At 60.1% G+C, this 17626-nt stretch carries 17 protein-coding genes; 16 read left to right on the forward strand and 1 reads right to left on the reverse strand.

Translation table 11 applies throughout. The features are described 5' to 3' along the window. Positions 1-30: 30 nt before the first annotated feature. From SALLO_RS0113000 to SALLO_RS0113030, 7 genes are all read left to right on the forward strand, one after another. Entirely contained in the window at positions 31-3651 is a 3621-nt protein-coding gene (locus tag SALLO_RS0113000; RefSeq protein ID WP_022836740.1) for an endonuclease, read from the forward strand. A gap of 51 nt (positions 3652-3702) precedes the next feature. Then, positions 3703-4095: a cellulose-binding protein gene (locus tag SALLO_RS0113005; RefSeq protein WP_022836741.1), complete on the forward strand. Its 393-nt coding sequence runs from the start codon at positions 3703-3705 to the stop codon at positions 4093-4095. A gap of 107 nt (positions 4096-4202) precedes the next feature. Continuing rightward, the gene (ytxJ, locus tag SALLO_RS0113010) at positions 4203-4562 is read left to right on the forward strand and encodes a bacillithiol system redox-active protein YtxJ (protein WP_051141460.1); all 360 of its coding nucleotides are present in this window, start codon (positions 4203-4205) and stop codon (positions 4560-4562) included. Continuing rightward, positions 4559-5125, forward strand: a complete 567-nt coding sequence (locus SALLO_RS0113015; protein ID WP_022836743.1) for a TlpA family protein disulfide reductase — start codon at positions 4559-4561, stop codon at positions 5123-5125. The genes ytxJ and SALLO_RS0113015 overlap by 4 nt, the downstream gene beginning before the upstream one ends. A 547-nt stretch (positions 5126-5672) precedes the next feature. Continuing rightward, complete coding sequence (locus SALLO_RS0113020; protein ID WP_022836744.1) at positions 5673-6044, forward strand: DUF4260 domain-containing protein; 372 nt, start codon at positions 5673-5675, stop codon at positions 6042-6044. 286 nt (positions 6045-6330) lie between these two features. Beyond that, positions 6331-6732, forward strand: a complete 402-nt coding sequence (locus SALLO_RS0113025; RefSeq protein WP_022836745.1) for a hypothetical protein — start codon at positions 6331-6333, stop codon at positions 6730-6732. 69 nt (positions 6733-6801) lie between these two features. Next, on the forward strand, positions 6802-8112 hold the full coding sequence (locus SALLO_RS0113030) for a glycosyltransferase (RefSeq protein WP_022836746.1): 1311 nt from the start codon (positions 6802-6804) through the stop codon (positions 8110-8112). 318 nt (positions 8113-8430) lie between these two features. On the opposite strand, the gene SALLO_RS17210 is transcribed toward SALLO_RS0113030, so the two are convergent. After that, on the reverse strand, positions 8431-9006 hold the full coding sequence (locus tag SALLO_RS17210) for a phage integrase N-terminal SAM-like domain-containing protein (RefSeq protein WP_051141392.1): 576 nt from the start codon (positions 9004-9006) through the stop codon (positions 8431-8433). Positions 9007-9292: 286 nt separating this feature from the next. Here SALLO_RS17210 and SALLO_RS17215 point away from each other — a divergent pair, with 286 nt between their 5' ends. The 9 genes from SALLO_RS17215 (at position 9293) to SALLO_RS18310 (ending at position 17413) form a co-directional block, all read left to right on the forward strand. Beyond that, complete coding sequence (locus SALLO_RS17215) at positions 9293-11404, forward strand: RecQ family ATP-dependent DNA helicase (protein WP_022836747.1); 2112 nt, start codon at positions 9293-9295, stop codon at positions 11402-11404. A 4-nt stretch (positions 11405-11408) separates the two neighbouring features. Beyond that, on the forward strand, positions 11409-12851 hold the full coding sequence (locus tag SALLO_RS17220) for a DNA-processing protein DprA (RefSeq protein ID WP_022836748.1): 1443 nt from the start codon (positions 11409-11411) through the stop codon (positions 12849-12851). A gap of 914 nt (positions 12852-13765) precedes the next feature. Beyond that, complete coding sequence (locus tag SALLO_RS0113055; protein WP_022836750.1) at positions 13766-13996, forward strand: hypothetical protein; 231 nt, start codon at positions 13766-13768, stop codon at positions 13994-13996. Continuing rightward, positions 13969-14325 carry a type II toxin-antitoxin system PemK/MazF family toxin gene (locus SALLO_RS0113060; protein WP_022836751.1) on the forward strand — a complete coding sequence of 119 codons (357 nt, stop codon included), beginning with the start codon at positions 13969-13971 and terminating at the stop codon, positions 14323-14325. Before SALLO_RS0113055 ends, SALLO_RS0113060 begins: the two co-directional genes overlap by 28 nt. Before the next feature lie 196 nt (positions 14326-14521). Further along, a complete protein-coding gene (locus SALLO_RS0113065) occupies positions 14522-14752 on the forward strand; it encodes a type II toxin-antitoxin system Phd/YefM family antitoxin (RefSeq protein WP_022836752.1) in 231 nt (76 codons plus the stop codon). Beyond that, positions 14752-15378, forward strand: a complete 627-nt coding sequence (locus SALLO_RS0113070) for a hypothetical protein (RefSeq protein WP_157621466.1) — start codon at positions 14752-14754, stop codon at positions 15376-15378. The genes SALLO_RS0113065 and SALLO_RS0113070 overlap by 1 nt, the downstream gene beginning before the upstream one ends. A gap of 433 nt (positions 15379-15811) precedes the next feature. After that, positions 15812-16237, forward strand: a complete 426-nt coding sequence (locus SALLO_RS0113080; RefSeq protein ID WP_022836755.1) for a putative toxin-antitoxin system toxin component, PIN family — start codon at positions 15812-15814, stop codon at positions 16235-16237. 614 nt (positions 16238-16851) lie between these two features. Beyond that, complete coding sequence (locus SALLO_RS18980) at positions 16852-17181, forward strand: DUF6883 domain-containing protein (protein ID WP_028567248.1); 330 nt, start codon at positions 16852-16854, stop codon at positions 17179-17181. Positions 17182-17185: 4 nt separating this feature from the next. Next, complete coding sequence (locus SALLO_RS18310) at positions 17186-17413, forward strand: DUF4926 domain-containing protein (RefSeq protein WP_084696301.1); 228 nt, start codon at positions 17186-17188, stop codon at positions 17411-17413. The last annotated feature ends 213 nt before the right edge of the window (positions 17414-17626 follow it).

A 17626-nucleotide genomic window follows, 5' to 3' on the forward strand; every position in this document is an offset into this window, starting at 1 on the left:
GCCCCCCCTTTTGGTTTTTCTCTTGATGGTATGCACTCTTTGATACGCCGCTGTACCCTTGGCTTTGTTGCCCTCTTGCTGGCTGTGGGCCTCACCCCCGACGCCCACGCACAGGTGCAGTCCATTGCCGATGCCCGCGCGGCCGGCGTGGGCGCCTCGGTGACGGTTGAGGGCACCGTCACGCGGGCCTTTGGTGCCTACGTACGATTGCAAGATACGAGCGGGCCGACCGGTGCGAGCGCGTTGGTCATCCGCCAGACGAGCGGCACCTTCAACAGCGACATTCAAGACGGCACGATCCAGCGCGGTACGCAGCTTCGCGTGAGCGGCACGCTCTCGGCCTTTAACGGCCTGCTGCAAATCAACGGCGGCGACCTGTCGAGTTACACCGTGCAAGGGGCGGGCACCGTGCCGGCGCCGCAAGATGTTACGCTCGGTACGTTGGCCAGCGACGGGGAAGACTACGAGAGCGAGCTGGTGCGCATCGACGGGCTGACGCTTACAAGCAGCGGCACGTTTGAGGCGGGCACCACCTACCAGGCGTACAATGGCACGCGCTTCTTCGACTTCCGTGTGCAGGGCACCGACGAGTCGGCGCTCGACGGCACCCCCATCCCGCCCGGGGCGTTCACGTACACCGGCGTGGTCGGGCAGTTTGCGCCCGATGGCGGGACGAGCAGCGGATACCAGCTCATCCCGGTGCGCCCGAGCGACCTGGCCGACGCGCCGTCTGTGGCGTTCAACCGGTTGTATGACGTGGCGCTGGAAGCCGATGGCGCCGTGTCGGTGACGGTCCGCGCGCAGTCGTTTGCTAGCGGGCAGAGCGCGTCCGTTACCGTGTCGGCCGGTGGGACGGCCACCGCGGGCACCGACGCTACGGGCCTGGCCGGCTCCGAGACGTTCACGCTCTCCGACACCAACCCGGCGCGCACGCTCACCCTCGACCCACAAGCCGACGGGACCGACGAAGGCGTCGAGCGGCTGGAGCTTACGGTCTCCTCGCCCGACGTGGCCAGCGGCCTTCCGCAGCAGTTTACGCTGTGGATTTTGGATAGCGCGACGGCCACCACCACGTTGTATCCGGGCCTGGAAGGGGCAGAGCTCCTCACGCAGATCCGCCAAGACTTTGGAGACCCGACGACGCTGGGATACGGTATTGCCCGCGATACGCTGTACGGGCGCATCTACAACGAGAACGGACAGGTGGAGGGCATCTATACCGGCCTTCAGGCCACGATTGACGGCACCGGCGACCCAAGCCAGGATGTGGGCGACGAGGGGATGAACACCGAGCATACCTGGCCGCAGAGCCTGGGCGCGGGCGAAGAGCCGGCGCGCAGCAACATTCACATCTTGCGGCCCTCGCGCGGGGCGGTCAATAGCGCCCGAAGCAACTATCCGTATGCCGACATTCCCGACAGCGCAACGGACACGTGGTACATCCTGGAGCAGAGCCAGTCGACGATTCCAGCATCGAACATCGACGGATGGAGCGAAGCAAACACGTCGCCGTCTGATCGCGACGACCACCGCTTTGAACCGCGGGAAGTGGTAAAGGGCAACGTCGCGCGTGCGGCGCTCTACTTTCGGGCCATTTATCCGGACCGGGCCAATCTGGGCTTTTTCAACACGCAGCGCGCCACGCTCTTGCAGTGGAATGCCCAAGATGCGCCCGATGCCGAGGAGGTGCGGCGCAACGCCATCATTGCGAGCTATCAGGACAACAAGCTGAATCCGTTTATTGTAGACCCGACGCTCGCCGAGCGGGCGTTTGGCATTGACGCGAGCGACGTCATATCGCTGGCCGAAGCCCGGAGTCAGCCGCTGGGGACGGCCGTGACCACCAAGGGCCTGGTCACGCGCATCGACGGGAGCGACACCGTCTACTTGCAGGATGGCAACGCGGGCATCGCCGTCTTTTCGAGCGCCATGGCCGACGGGGTAGCCGTGGGCGACTCGGTACGCGTGACGGGCGTCGTGGATGTGTTTGCCGGGCTGCTGCAGCTTGCGCAAGTGGGCAGCGGCTACACCGTGCAGGCTTCCGGACAACCGCTGCCGGCACCCACGCCCATCACCCTGGCCGAGCTGGCCAACGGCGGCGGCGAGGCGTACGAAAGTGAGCTCGTAGAAGTCACGGGGCTCACGTTTGAAGCCACCGGAAGCTTTGCCGCATCCACAAACTACACCGTGACCGGATCGCAAGGCGCGACGGGGCAGCTGCGCGTGCCCGAGGGATCGCCGTATGCCGGCGCCTCCATCCCGTCCATTGCCTCGTTTACCGGTGTCCTGGGGCAGTACAACGACGCCCCCGATAGCGTGACACCGAACGAAGGCTATCAGCTCATGGCGCTGCGCGAGGGCGACCTCGAAGGCATCACCCGCCCCAGCGAGCTGTCGCCGTCCATCACGCGTGCATTCGACGGATTGGGCGACGCGGCCAACTATCGCCTCATTGCATTGCCCGGTCAGGTGGAGGTGCCGTTGCAGGAGACGCTCTTCGGTGACGCCGGCGTCGACTGGCAAGCCGTGTGGGACAACGGCCAGGACAGCAACTACTTTGTCCGCTTCCAGGAGAACCCCGACCGTTTCCAGTTTGCGCCCGGGCGCGGGTTTTGGTTCATCAGCGCCGAGGATTGGACCTTCAGCGGCACCATACCGACGGTCGCCTTGCAGGGCGGCACCGCCGAAATTCCGCTGCACGACGGGTGGAACATCATCGCCAATCCGTTGGGCGTACCGGTGCCCTGGAGCGCGGTGGAAACGGCCAACGGCGGCACGCTACAGCCGCTGTGGGCGTTCGACGGGACGTTCGCGCAGGCGCCGACCTTTGCAAGTGCCGTGACCGGTGAGGCCTTCTACTTCCTGAACGACGCGGGGCTGGAGGCGCTGCGCATTCCGTATCCTACGGGCGCGTCGGCCAACGCGCTGCGCGCGCAGAAGGAAGCGGCGTCGCCAGATGGCGTGATGCTTACGGCCCAGCACGGCGCCCACCAGAGCCGCGTGCGGCTGCGCTGGCGCCCGGAGGCCGCACCCGGCGCCGACCGCTACGACGTGTACGCGCCCGCCGCGCCCGGACGCGTGTTTGCGCTCCGCCTGCAAAGCAACACCCCACAGCCGCGGCGCGCCCACCGCGCTACCGACGTTCGCCCGCTGCCCTCGGAAGGCGCGACGTATCCGCTGAGTCTTCAGGGCTTGCCGGAAGGGGCCGCTGTGCGCCTGCAGCTATCCGGCAACCTGCCGCAGGGCTACCGCGCCGCGGTGCTCGACACGCGCTCGGGACAGCTGCACAGGCTCCAGGCGCCCGTGACGCTCCGCCCCGCGGCCGGGCTAGCGCTGCTTGTGGGCACGCCCGCCTATCTCAACGCGCAGCAGCAAGCCGCGGCGCCGTCCACCTTTGGGCTCAAGCCCGCGTACCCGAATCCGGTGCGCCGGGCCACCACCTTCCGCTACAGCCTGCCCGAGGCCGCGCGCGTGCAGCTCACCATCTACGATGTGCTGGGGCGCGCGGTGCAGCGCGTCGTGCAGCGGCAGCAGGCGGCCGGCAATCACGAGGTGACGTGGCGGCCGAAGGGATTGGCCAGTGGCCTCTACCTCGTCCGGTTGCAGGCGGACGCCGACACCGCCACGCGCAAGATTATGGTGGTGCAGTAGCGTCACGCTGCGCCGCTTCGTTCCCCCCTTCGTGCTTACCAACAGCTTTTTATGATGATGCGACGTGTGCTCCTCGGAAGTCTTTTGCTGGCGCTATGGCTGGCTGGCAGTGCGTGCGACGGCGGCGGTAGTGCCACGCCCCCGGCGGCGCCCACCAACGTGCAAGCGCTCTCGGGCGACGGGCAAGTGACGCTGCAGTGGCGCGTGCCCGCCGCGGTGGAGGGCGTAAACGTGTACCGCGCCACGTCGTCCTTTTCCTCGGTCGAGGGCCGCTCGCCCGTGAACAGTGCGGCGGTCACTCAGTCTTCCTACACCGATGCCAACGTAACCAACGGCACCACGTACTACTACGGCGTGGTGGCTGTGGGAAGCGGCGGCGCCACCAGCGAGCTCTCAACCGTGGTGGCCGTCACGCCCATCCCCACGCCGCCGAGCCGTCCGTGAGGTCCGGTTCGTAAAGACTTTACGGCACTTCGGTGGGGCGTGTAATGTTTTTGGCGCGTGTGGCACTTCCGTAGTAGCGGATGCTTTCACCAATGGCCTTCAATGTTATGCCCTGCGTACCCTACTGCACCATGCACGAACTGGATGACTGGACGCGTGCCCAAGCGCATGCGCAAGAGGAACCCGTCGTTATTTTCAAGCACAGCAACAGCTGTCCGGTAAGCGCCAAGGCGCATCGAGCGATGGATCAGCTGTCGAACGACGAGGATCCGCCCGTGTATCGGGTGACGGTGCAAACCGACCGCGCCATCTCCGATGCCATTGCCGACACGCTGGACCTCCGGCACGAAACGCCGCAGGTTATCCTGCTGGATGGGGACGCGGTGGTGTACCATGCCTCGCACTTCGACGTGACCGCCGAGGCCGTCCGCAATGCTTTGGCTCAACACACCGGCTCCACCGCATGACCCGTCTATTGTCTGCTGCACTCATTGGCCTGTTTGTTACGCTTAGTGGGTGCGGAAAATCGTCGGACGCGCCCGACCCGTCCGAGGCGCCGCGCACCACCCAAGCCGTCACGCAAGACCTGGTGCGCGACGTGACGCCGCCGCAGCCCGTGCCCGATACCACCGTGGCGACGTTGCGGGGCGATTCGCTGGCCCTGGCCAGTCATGACGGCGTGCTGCTCATCAACTTCTGGGCCACCTGGTGCCCGCCGTGCCGCGCCGAAATACCGGACCTTGTGGAGCTGCAGCGGGCGATGGGCCCCGCGGGCCTCACCATCGTGGGCGTAGCGCTCGACCGCGAAGGGGCGTCGAAGGTCCGGCCGTTCGTGCGCGAATATGAGATCAACTACCCAATCGTCATCGACTCCACCGGCGCGCTCGACGACCCACTCGGCCCCATCATGGGACTGCCCACAACGCTGGTGGTCAATCGTGAAGGAAAGATCGTGCAGCGCGTGCTTGGGGTGTTTCCGGTAGAGCGCATGCGCGACGACCTGCAGCGCCTGCTCAACAACGATCGCTGAGCAGCGGCCTGGGCCGAGCGTGTGACCTGGGGTGTAGCGGCGGCGTGTGATCAAAAAGTATCTTCAATCTGGACCGAAGGTCTAGGCTCCTTGCTACTGTTTTGCGTCGAGATAAGGCAGCGTCTCTTCTGCTTTAGTCGTACGTTGGGAGTCGTGGTATACCGTTGCATAGCCGGAGCGTCTTCTGAGGAAACCCGGTGGTCGCTCTGCGTTAAAATGACATCCACCAACTGCTGCTCTACGACAATGAAGACGTTTACCATTAACCTTTGAGACGAGACGGCCGATCGCCTTGAGGCGCTCGCCCAGCGGCTTGATGTTACGGCTGAAGATCTCGTGCGACGCAGCGTCGAGGAGCAGTTCAAAAGCTTGGACGACGACTTCGAACAGGCAGCGCAACACGTCTTGGCGAAGAACGCCGAACGCTACCGTCGCTTGGCCGGATGCGGTATCTGACGCTCGACGGGCGGAGCCATATTCGCTTGTTGGAGCCGCTTAAGCTTGACGCCTCACCCGCCGCCCGTGGTTTCTACCTGTCGTCTCTGCTATGACGCCCCGACTTCTCCTCCGCCTGGAAGGGCTTGCTGTCCTGATGGCCGCCCTCGCGCTCTACGCTCCCCTCGACGCGTCCTGGTGGATGTTTGCTGCCCTCCTGCTCGTTCCAGACCTGTCCATGGCCGGCTACCTGGCCGGGCCGCGTCTCGGCGCGCACCTCTACAACACCGGGCATACGTACATCGCGCCGCTGGGACTCGGCGCCGTTGGGTTTGCCGCGGACATCTCCCTTGCCCTCGCCGGGGCGCTCATCTGGACCGCCCACATCGGCCTGGACCGTGCGCTGGGCTACGGCCTCAAGCGAACAAGGGGCTTCCATCACACGCACCTGAGCGCGCCGGACGATGCTGCTGCCGCGCCCTGACCACCACGGATCTCCGTCGCTCGCGCGATGGCGTGGGCGGCCGCTGGTCTCCGGCCCGGCAGATCCTGCCGTTGCACCTTGTCGGAGCCGGGAATAGATTGCCCGGGCAGCAGCTACGTATGCAACCATAGAAACGAACCCCTCGTTCTGACAGCATGAGAGAGCGACGGAGGGCATCCGGAATTGCCCGATTGCATATGGCGGCATGTCATTGAAACCGCTTGTTAGCCGCTGCCCGGTGCCGGCCATACGCCGCTGCCGTCCATGGTAGGTGGGGGTATGGCTTATGAAACGGACGATCAAACGAGCCTTGTTCTTCAAGAAGTTGCTGTGGGTGGACTGCATCGGTGCCGCCCTGGCCGGCGGCACGGTGCTCGCGCTCAGCGGGTGGCTCAGCCGCTTAGAGGGGCTGCCGCAGGAAGTGTTGCTCTTCACCGGCGCGGTCAACCTGCTGTACGCCTCCTTTTCCTTCTCGCTAGCCATCCGATCAGAGCGACCGATGCGGCTGATCAGATTACTGGTGTGCGCCAACCTGGCGTGGGTCCCTGTGTGTTTGGGGTTGGTGGCGACGTTCTCCGCGACCGCAACGCCGTTTGCGTTCATTCATCTCGTCGGCGAGGCGGTCTACGTTGGCGGGCTGGCCGTCTTGGAGTGGCACCACCGCGCGTTGCTTCTTACCTCTGTTTGACGTTTCTAAGCTCTGGGTACCGCCATCCTCAGCACAAAAAAGGCGTAGAACCTTTCAGCCGAAGATCGAATGAATGTTTTTGTTGCTACCATTGGTACGCGAGGCGACGTGCAGCCATACATCGCCTTGGCTGAGGGCCTGCACCGGGCCGGTCACGCCGTTACCGTGTGCACGAGCACGCGCTACGCGTCCCTCGTCACCGAGCGTGGACTGAGCTATGGGCGCCTTAGTGATGATCTCGTTGCGCTCGTGGAAACGCCTGAGGGGCGAACTGCCATTGCAGGAGCGGGCGGTGAGATCTACGGGATACGGGCGCTGATCGGTCTGATCCAGCGGTCGCTCAAGATCCAGCGCGATCTGCAGAGCGACGGGTGGGCAGCCGCTCAAGAAGCGAATCCCGATGTCATCGTGTACCACCCGAAAATGGCTATCGCGCTTCACTACGCTGAGCGACTTGGGATCCCTGCCGTGCTGGCTCCCCTCTTTCCAATATTTCTCCCAACCGGCGCTTACCCCAATCCCGGTTTCCCAAGATTCCAGTTTGGCCGCCGGCTTACGGCCGCGTACAACCGCGCGACGCACCGCCTCGTCCTTGCCGTCGTAAGCGCCGCGAGCCGGTGGCTGTATGCGTCGTGGCGCAAGGCGCACGGGCTGCCCGCCCAACCGCGCAGCACAGACATTGCGCACAGGCGTAGCGGCGCACAGGTGCCCTTTCTGAACGCGTGGAGCAGGCATGTCGCCCCCGACCCGCCTGATTGGCCGAGCAGCGGCGTTGCGACGACCGGGTACTGGTTTCTTGATCGCCCGAGAGACTGGACGCCACCAGCCGCGTTGAAAGCGTTTTTAGCCGCCGGACCGCTACCCGTCTACGTCGGGTTTGGGAGTATGGCAGGCCGGGATCCCGAACGCACGACGAGCATCGTGCTCGACGCGCTGAGGCGGGCGGGACTCCGAGGCGTTCTCGCGAGCGGCTGGGGCGGGATCGCGGCGGGTGAACTGCCCGAATCGGTGTATCTTCTGGGCCAAGTGCCTCACGACTGGTTGTTTCCTCGCGTTGCCGCTGTGGTTCATCACGGTGGGGCCGGGACCACGGCAGCCGGACTCCGCGCCGGGCGGACGACGGTCATCTGCCCGTTTTTCGGCGACCAGCCGTTCTGGGGCCGGCGCGTCCATGAAGCCGGGGCGGGACCAGCACCAATTCCACAGAAAAACCTGACGGCAGAGCGGCTGGCCGCTGCACTTCGTGAGGCAACGGGAAGCCTAGAGATCCGCCAAAGCGCGGCAGCACTTGGAGAGAAAATCCAACGCGAGGACGGGGTTGCGAATGCAGTTGCATTCATAGAGCGAACGGCCGTACGACCCGCACCCCAAGCCACATAACCCGAAGTTGCATCTGTCCCCTCGCGTACTCGCTGCCGTTTCGTCAGATGGTTTTCCGACTGAAAAGCGCCCAGACCGAAAGGACCGGGACAGGTGACTAAGCCCGTAATGTGCAGCGAACCGAGTTGCTTATGAGAAAGTTAGCGCATTGCGTATTTGATCGAACAGCGTTCGAGGAAAGCAAGGCCGAAAACGGTTGCGGCCGTGGTCGATGAGCAGAGACCTGGATGATTCTGCATTCGGATACTTTCGGGCGAGGGCATGGGGCAGATGCACCGTTCCGTATCCCGCAGCCCAATTCTCATCGTGCAAGATCTTTCAGGCCTTGATCTGATGCGTGAGGCGCGGCTTGGCCCGATTCGGCAGCATCGTCACGCGGTCTTTGGCACCTTTCCCGTCGCGCACCGTGATTTCGCCGCGCTCCAGATCCACATCCTTGACACGAAGGCGCAGTGCCTCCGAAAGGCGTAGTCCCGCCCCATACAGCAGTAACGCCACAAGCTGATTCGTGCCCGTTATGCGCTGCAACACCGCCTGCACCTCCGCCCGCGTACAGACCACCGGAAGCCGCGTCGGGTGCTGCGGCGGCGTGATGTCACCAATCGCGCCCAGTTCGATCTCCAACACGCGATCATAGAGAAACACGAGCGCATTGAGCGCCTGGTTTTGCGTGGAGGCCGCCACCTGCTTATCAACCGCAAGATGGTTCAGGAACGCTCGAACGTGGCGTGCGGCGAGCGATTTCGGATGGCGCGTGTCGTGGAAGAGCACATACCGCGTCACCCAGCGCACGTACGCTTTTTCGGTATGGATGCTATAATGCAGCCGTCGGCACGCATGGCGCACGCAGTCCAGCAGCTTCGGCGGACGAGGCGTTGGTGGGCGGTTGGGCATCAACTTGCATGTAGGTTATGGAAAGCATATCCTATACGTGCACAGACGTCACACGCTTCATTCGCATGACCCGTTCGCCCCGCATCGCATAACGTGCTATGCTCACTTTGTTGACATAGCACCGGGCCCGATACACCTATCGCATTGACGTTCAGGTGTTTGCGCGAAATGATGGATGCGTGCTATGTCAAGTGTGTTGACATAAGTATAGGTTATGCCTCCAGGAGTCGCATGTCTCGCTATGGTGTCCAATCGAGTCTTTCCTTCAGACCAGCCACATCAGAATATGGATTTGAAGAACCAATGCCTGAAGTATCTCCGCCAAGCGCTCGACGATCCCTCCGCTACATTTCGAGACGGACAGTGGGAGGCTATCCGCGACATCGTTTCTAAACAGAAAACCCTTCTCTTGGTGCGCCGCACAGGGTGGGGGAAGAGCATGGTCTACTTTCTGGCGACTCGCCTACTCCGGGATCGAGGCGCAGGGCCAACGCTCCTCATCTCTCCGCTTCTTTCTCTTATGAGAAATCAGATCGAGGCCGCTGCCCGCATCGGGATCAACGCAGAGACGATTAACTCCTCGAACCAGGACGAGTGGGATCGAGTTGAGCGGGATACCCGCCACGGAGACGTTGACGTTCTCTTGATCTCTCCTGAACGCCTCGCCAATGATCAGTTTCGGGCACGCGTTCTCAACCGCGTTGCTGACCGGGTGGGATTGTTCGTCGTGGACGAAGCCCATTGCATCTCGGACTGGGGACACGATTTCCGGCCTGATTATCAGCGCATCACCCGAATTCTGCAGGCAATGCCGGGCAACGTTCCTGTACTCGGCACAACGGCCACCGCTAACGACCGCGTCGTTCAAGATGTCGTTGAGCAAATCGGACCAGGTGTTGAAGTGTCTCGTGGGCCATTGGCGCGTGCCAGCCTTCGCCTGCAGAATGTGAAAATGAGGAGCCCAACGGATCGAATGGCATGGCTAGCCAAGCACGTGCCAGACATTCCAGGAAGCGGAATTGTTTATACGCTTACCGTACGGGATGCGCGCCGCGTCGCCGAGTGGCTTCAGTCGCAAGGCATTGAAGCGTATCCATACTCGGGGCGCCATGATAATCAAGAGCGAGCCAAGTTGGAGCAAGCACTTCTTGACAACGATGTCAAGGCTCTGGTCGCCACTGTTGCATTGGGGATGGGGTTCGACAAGCCCGATCTCGGTTTCGTCATACACTACCAGCGTCCCGGCTCAGTTGTCCACTACTACCAGCAGGTAGGGCGAGCCGGTCGAGACGGCAATACGGCGTATGGAATTCTCCTCCACGGCTCGGAGGATGACGACATCATCGACTACTTCATTCGCAGTTCGTTTCCAGCAGAAGCGCACGTTGACGAAGTACTCACCGCCCTAGAGGAATCAGAAAACGGACTGAAGGTCCGAGACATCGAAAAGCGAATCAACCTTCGCAAGGGAGACATCCGTCAGGTTCTCAAGCTCCTATCCGTTCAAGATCGCTCACCAGTTGTAAAGGAAGGATCGCGATGGGTCCGAACGCCCGTCCAATACGAGCCGAATCGGGAGAAAGTAGAAGCCATCAAGCAGATCCGCCGAGAAGAGCAGCGGGAAATGCAGCGGTACATGCAACACGACGGCTGCCTGATGGCCTTTCTGCAAAACGCTCTTGACGATCCTCACGCCGGGCCGTGCGGCATCTGTGCATCTTGCACAGGAGGACCACTCCTCCTGGAGACCGTACCAGAGAGCGTTGCCATCGAGGCTGCACAGTTTCTCCGGCGTAGCGAGGTGTCCATCGAGCCACGGAAAAAGTGGCCTTACACTGATTCTCTGGATGCCTATGGTTGGGAAAACAGTGGGCCATATGGAACCATGGAGCACCATCTGCGGATGGAAGAAGGCCGTGCGCTATCAATATGGGGCGATGCCGGATGGGGACAACTCGTCAAACAGGGAAAGTACCGGGACGGGCACTTCGATGATCGCCTCGTTGAGGCAGCCCAAGACATGATCCAAGGTCGGTGGAAGCCGGATCCGGCTCCGCAGTGGGTGACCTGTGTACCCTCAAACGGTCGTCCCAAACTCGTTCCCGACTACGCCCGTCGACTCGCTAACGCACTGAACCTGCCGTTCGTGCCGTGCGTTCAAAAGGTGAAAAACAACGAGTCTCAGAAGGACATGGAGAACACCGAGCAGCAAACGCAGAACCTCAATGGTGTTTTCGATGTCACGCCCAGCCTGGTTCGGAACGCGCCGGTTCTCTTGGTTGACGACACTGTGGACTCGAAGTGGACGATGACCGTCGTGACAGCACTGCTAAGGGAAGCTGGAGCCGGTCCGGTGTACCCCTTCGCCCTTGCCCAGACAACCCCAACTTCAACGTAACTCGATGTCTAATTCCCCCCACATTCTGGAGCCTGACGCACAAGCTATTTTTTTGCTTTGTGGTCGTCTTGGCTCGCATGACGACAGTGCTGCCAAGCCCCTTACACGTAACCAGTATAACGAGGTGGCAAACTGGCTTAACAACAACGGCATGCGGCCTGGAGATCTTCTCAATGAAGAAGGTCGAGAGCAGTTGTCAGTGTTCAGCAATGACGGTAAACTGACTGAAGACCGGCTTCGTGCACTTCTGCAACGTGGTACAGCGATGGCGATGGCTGTCGAGGAATGGACGAACAAGGGGGGCTGGATTCTCGCTCGATCTGACGATAATTATCCGAAGCGATTTCGCAGGCGGCTCCGCCACTTGGCCCCTCCAATTCTGTACGGTGTAGGCGATCCGAAGCTGCTGGAGTATGGAGGTGTTAGTATGGTCGGATCGCGCGATTCTGACGACGCTTCTCTCGCATTCGTACGCGATTTGGCCTGGCAATGTGCCGAGGAAGGCGTTTCCGTCGTGTCCGGCGGTGCCCGTGGTGTGGATCAGGCATCGATGGACGCTGCACTAGAGGCTGGAGGCATTGTCGTTGGAGCGTTGGCCAATGGCCTAGCAAAAACCTCGCGGAAGAAAAAGTATCGTGAGGCGATCACAGACAATCGGCTAACGCTGATCTCGGCGTACCATCCCAACTCCCGGTTCCAGGTTTGGAAGGCGATGGATCGAAATAAACATATCTATGCCCTCGGCGACGGAACAGTAGTCGCACACTCAGCAGTAGGGAGCGGTGGAACTTGGTCTGGTGCGACGGAGAATCTCGAACACGAATGGGTCCCACTGTTCGTGCGGGCCGAGCCGCCTATTCCCGACGGTAATCGAAAGCTCATTGAAATGGGCGGTCATCCCATTGATAGGAGAGTGTTCCGTGATGGCGTTCGCGTGGAGGATTGGTTGAAAGGATCTGTTTCGCTCGACGATATCGAGCCAGCTGTCGCGCAGTTTGGATTCCAATCCGCATCGTCCGAAGATGAGATTTCGAACATTCAAGAAGAGAGTGCCGAAGATCAATCGGGGCAAGAGGCCATGACAGAGCTATTCCCACTGGTATGGCCAGCCATTAAGACGCTTTTGAAGGAGCCTCGTAGTGAACAGGATGTGCGTGAATACTTCGACGACCTGCATCTCGGACAGGCCCGCGACTGGCTAATGGAAGCTGTAGAGCGTGGCCTGGCAGTGCGTGAAGAACGACCAGTCCGATACGTTCTCCCAAAGAAAGAATCAGTCGAGAACAATTCCTCAAATCATACGAACAGTAGCCACGGAAAATCACTGAATCAGGATCAAACAGTCGGTGCAATGGGTGCGGGAGATGGTAGCCTATCAAAAAAGCGAGACTTAAGTAGCGAAGTGAAGATCGGTGAAGGTTCCCGAACTCTGTTCGATCAGGCATGAACAGTGGCGGTAAATTTCAAACGTTTGGAGGGAGGCATAACACAACGCTGCGACTGACGATGGGCTGGTGCCAAATTCGATGAGTGACACCTCCATTACCACTTTCTTATCTTGAGCGTGCCCATTGCAGTTGAGCTCAATCGTTATACAGCCCACACGTCTACGCTCGCTATGAAACGCATGGTGATCGCAATTGCCTTTGGCTTACTCCTTACAGGTTGTACTCATACACGGACCTTCAACATCGCCTCGTCGAACGCACGAACTGAGCTCAACGCACGTGCAGAAGGGAGAACGACCACTCTCACGCTACAGACGGGCGAGAGCGTCTCCGCACGATCCGTCAGCGTCGCTCCCGATAGGACGACATGGATTGACCCAGCGACCGGCGCTGTCCGCTCTGTTCCTACACGCGAGGTTGCAACCGTTCGGTTCGATAACAGAGGACGTGGAGCCCTTGAAGGACTTGGCTGGGGGGCAGCTATCGGTGCCGGAGTCGGCGTGCTGGTTGGAGCTGTCTCGGGGGCAACCGATGACAACGAGGGCATTGAATTCTACTCGCCTCTTGAGGTTATGGTGATATCGGGCATCGTCCTTGGTGCAACTGGAGGCCTCGTAGGAGCAGCCGTCGGAACGATCCGGCAGAGACGCACGGTGTACGACTTTTCCCAATCGCCGCAGTCGTCCCCAGAGCCAACGGAGGACGACATGGAATAAAAAGCAAGAGCAGTATAACCCCACACTGCTGCCGACGAAGGGCTGTCGCCAGATTTCAGCGATAGTGCTTCGACTGCTTGATTCGAATGTTTTCGTAGCCCTTCGCGGCAGAGTTTCATCGTTATGTGCAGCGAACCGAGTCTCCTCTGAATGGGTTGGACTGTAGCGTATTCGATTGAAAAGCGCTTACCAAAGAGATGCCGAAAACAGTTGAAGCGGTGGTCGACGAGCACGGCCACATCCGCCTTTTAGAACCGCTTGAGCTCCACGCTTCGCAGCGCGTGCTCGTCACCGTGTTGGAGGACGCGCCCGAAGCCGACGCGCGCGGCGTGGGCGAAACGGCTTTGCTTAGCAAGGCGGCACTCGCCGAGGACTGGAATCGAGACGAAGAGGACGAGGCATGGAAGCACCTCCAGCCGGAGCTGTAGTGCTCATCTTGTTTCCGTTTTCGGACTTGTCTCGCTCGAAGCTCCGTCCGGCCGTCGTGCTGGCAAGCGTGAGTCGTGGTGATTACGTGCTTTGTCAGGTAACGAGCAATCCATATGCAGATCCTAATGCCGTCGAGTTGACCGAGGAGTATTTTCGAGAGGGAAGCCTGCAGCGGGTGAGCTACGCGCGGCCGGGGAAGCTCTTTACGACGAACACCGAGTTGTTTGAGGGGCAAGTCGGCCTGTTGCGCGAGGAGGTGCGTACCGAGATCGTATCGGAAGTCGTAAGGTTGTTGCGCGCAGGTAAGATGCCATCAGAAGGTGAATAAACCTGCACATAACCCTCCACTGCTGCCGACGACGGGCCGGAGCCCGATTCAGGCGGTAGCGCCTCGGCTGCTGATTCCGTAACTTTTCTTGCCCGTCGCGGCAGAGCTATTCCGTTACAGCGCTTTCGGAGCAAGTCTGCGTTCACCGCGTTTTGCTCGTCAACCATGGTTGCTACAATAGACAGCGTGCGCTGCTATGCCACAGGTTGACATCGGCCAAGCCCGTCGTCGGTTCGACGAACTTCTCGAACGCGCCTTTCACGGAGAGGACGTTCTGATTACGAAAGACGACCGCCCGTTTGTGCGGCTCACTGCTCCGCCCTCGCTGGAGAAGAAACGCAAGCGCCAGTTCGGAAGCGTCGAAGGTGAGATCTGGATGAGCGAGGACTTCGATGAGCCGCTTGACGAGTTTCGGGAGTACAGGTAATGCAATTACTCCTCGATACACACAGTTTTCTCTGGTTCGCAGGTGAGCGTTCTCGTTATGTAGCCCCACATCCTATGCTCCGAGCATCCGCCATTGTCATCTGCCTGTTGGCGCTCGCTTTAGTGAGTGGCTGCGCCTCAAGCCGGCTGCCATCCACTGAGCCTCAATCGCTGAAACAGGTGAACCAACAGCTCGAAAATCGATGGGCCCGGATTCAAATGACAGATGATACGTTCATTGAACACCTCGAAGAGGTACGAATCGGTGTGGACAGCACGAGATTTTACCACCGGCTCAAACAGAGAGAGGGATCCATTCCAACAGACTCCCTTAACCAGATTGCAATTCGAGGCGATACCGGAAGCGGTTGGGGCTTTCTCATTGGAGCAGCTCCGGGACTCACGGGGATAACCATCGGTGGAATCACCCTTGGAACGAGCAGTAACACGGGATCCATTGGGGCTGGCCTCGCGGCTGCATTGTATCTGGGAGGCGGGGCCATTTTGACTGTCATGGGCGGTCTCAGCGGGGCGCTGATTGGTGATGCCATTACAACCGACGAATGGAAAGTGATCTACGACGGTCCACTTGAGAAGTATCAAAATGGAAGGGGACGCGGGCGCTAAGACGCGAAGGTGGTTACAGGCTACATAACCCACCACTGCTGCCGACGACGGGCTGGAGCCAGATTCCAGCGGTAGCGCCTCGGCTGCTATTTGCGCACCTTTTCGTGCCCGTCGCGGCAGAGTTTCACCGTTATGGCGCTTTAGAAACAGCACTCACGTCGCTAGGGTAGCACAATGTGCCCTCCTCCAAGAGAAGAGGATTCAGCCATGGAATCGAAAACAATCAATCTTCGCGTCAGCCCCGATGTCGCAGAAGCGTACGAGTCTGCTTCGGACGAGGAGAAACGGAAACTTGAAGCGCTTCTCAGTAGCCGGTTGCGGGAAGCCGTCCGGCATCGAGGTCGAGGTCGATCCCTCGAAGAGATTATGGACGAAATGAGCCGACGGGCTCAAGAGCGTGGACTTACTCAAGAGAAGCTCGACGAGATTCTGAATGAGGAGTGACCGGCGCTATGTCTTCGACACGAATACGCTCGTCAGCGCTGCCCTATTCCGAGGGGGAACGCCAGGGGAGGCGTTCCGCTATGCGTTGAACACGGGCGTCGTGTTGCTTTCAGAGGCGACGTTTGAGGAAATCGACGAGGTGATCGCCCGGGAGAAATTTGACGACTACCTCACACCTGAAGAACGCGGTGCCTTTATCGAAGCTTTGGTTGATCGAAGTCAATTCGTCAACCCAACGGAGGATGTACGAGCCTGTCGCGATCCAGATGACAACAAATTTCTGGAACTTGCTGTAAGCGAAAATGCAACCTGTATCGTCAGCGGGGACGCCGACCTGTTGGAGCTCAATCCGTTTCGGGGAATTCTAATCATGAGACCAGCAGACTTCCTTGAAGAGAGCAAGCAAGATGAGTAGCACCATAACCCACCCGCTACAGCTGAAAATGGGCGCGGGCCATTTGCAATCGAGAGCAGCCGAGCGATTCCGACGTTGCGGATCGAGAGTGGCGACACTAGCGAATGAGAGCTCCGGAGACCGAGGCTGATTGATCGTATTAAACTCTGTCGAGTCTTTTCGCGCCCATTTCAGCTGAGCTTTTTCGTTATACTTGGCTACCAGTCATACACAGTCATGACTGCCCCCTCCTTAAACGACTATTTTCAAGCTTGGTGGAGCATTGGAGTGCCCTCAGCTGCGATCACAGTAGTGCTATTGCAATACGTGTTTCCCCTCATTGAAACTTCGCCGCCGAGGTTCGAGACTCTCTCCTAGGCAGTGGTGCACGGATCGACAAATAGCGTGGTAATTGCAATTGTGTGGCCATGGATGATGAGGCTTTTGAGGCTTTCAAGCGACCCTGCAGAGAGCGAGGTATAACAACACGGTGTAGCAGATGCAGAGCTTTGGCGTTTCACCTTGCTTGGCGTGCTGCGGCGAAACGTGTCGCTGTAGTTCACCAGTAGCGACAGCTCCTCCTGCGCTGCCAAGCTCTCACCGATATGCCGCCCCTCCAACCACTGCTCAAATGAATGCGGCTCCCCAACCGGTACAAAGCCTACGTGCCGCGGGAAAAGCTGAGCGGCGATCTCCTGTCGCGCTCGCATGCCGTTGGCAAGTCAAAGGCGCGGTTCTTCCGTGCACATGGCTACGATGAGGAGACAGCCGATCATCTTGCGCGCGACCGGCTGAATGTAGCCCATCAGAACGAGGTCGTGGAAGTAGCGGAGTCACCGCATGACGCAACGTACGTCGTTGAAGGTACCTTGAGGACACCGCGCGGAACTACCGTCAGTGTCCGAACGGTGTGGATCGTAGCGTCCGAAGACGCTCCCCGTTTTGTCACTGCCTACCCGAGGTGAAAACATGATTCAAGAACTGGATACCGTCGTGTTGGCAGATGACCTCCCGGAGCACGGTCTGACGCCAGGTGATGTAGGAGTCGTAGTCCATGTCTATGCTGACGGCGCTGCCTACGAAGTGGAATTCCTGACCGGAGAAGGTGCTACCATAGCTGTGGTCACGCTGGGAAAGGACGCTGTGCGTCCAATGAAGCAGCGGAAAATCCTGCGCGTGCGCAGTATGGCGGCCTAACAATACGCTGTAGCAGACGCAGGGCTCTGGCGTCTTCGTGAGCGGCGAGTGGCGTGTCAAGCCGTTTTGCTGCATCTTAGCAGTAGCGCCATCCTCCTTTCTGCGCTGCCAAGCTACAGTCGTTATACGGCACGGAAACCGTTTGCGAACCCGTGCCTTGCCCGGATCATACGACTTGTGACGCCCTTCCAACTTGAGTGAAGCCATCCATGT

Origin of the sequence: Salisaeta longa DSM 21114, assembly GCF_000419585.1 — a bacterium.
Classification (GTDB): Bacteria; Bacteroidota; Rhodothermia; order Rhodothermales; family Salinibacteraceae; genus Salisaeta; species Salisaeta longa.